The sequence below is a fragment of the Faecalibacterium sp. An77 genome (assembly GCF_002161315.1).
In the GTDB taxonomy this organism is placed as follows: Bacteria; Bacillota; Clostridia; order Oscillospirales; family Ruminococcaceae; genus Faecalibacterium.
This window is the reverse complement of the sequence record NZ_NFHK01000122.1, coordinates 1-526: the sequence shown is the minus strand read 5'-3', so window position 1 is coordinate 526 and position 526 is coordinate 1. Positions and strand designations below refer to the sequence as shown.

The 526-nt window shown below is 49.8% G+C and carries 1 protein-coding gene; it reads left to right on the top strand.

Going from position 1 to position 526, the window contains the following annotated elements:
- Window positions 1-506, top strand: a 506-nt coding sequence (locus tag B5G28_RS14330; protein WP_087249859.1) for an IS630 family transposase, incomplete at its 5' end; no start/stop codon positions are given.
- Window positions 507-526: the final 20 nt, after the last annotated feature.

Here is a 526-nt window from a genome sequence, read left to right as displayed (position 1 = left end):
ATTTGGTCTTTCTGGACGAGAGCGGTGTCAATCTTGGGATGATACGCCGGTATGGCCGTGCTGTAGGAGGCAAACGAGTCGTTGACCATGCTCCGCTTACCAGGCCAAGAGCAACTACCCTGCTTTCAGCCATTCGAGTCAACAAAGTGATTGCACAAACGAGTTATCTCGGTGGAACAACTCGGTCAAAGTTTCAGCAGTATGTGCAGGAGACTTTGCTTCCTGAACTGAATCCGGGAGATATCGTGGTGATGGACAACCTGGCTGCCCACCACGGGCCAGGGATTGCACAGATGATTGCTCAGGCAGGAGCACAGATACTCTATTTGCCGCCTTATAGTCCCGATTTCAATCCGATCGAGAAGCTATGGTCCAAAATGAAAGCCTATCTGCGCAAATACAGAGCCTTGACCTTCGAGGACTTGGACCTTGCTTTATACCAGGCGTTTGCTGCCGTTACTTCTTCGGACTGTCGTAACTGGTTTGCTTGTGCCGGTTATTGTTGATATTTTATGGGGTTGCTCTA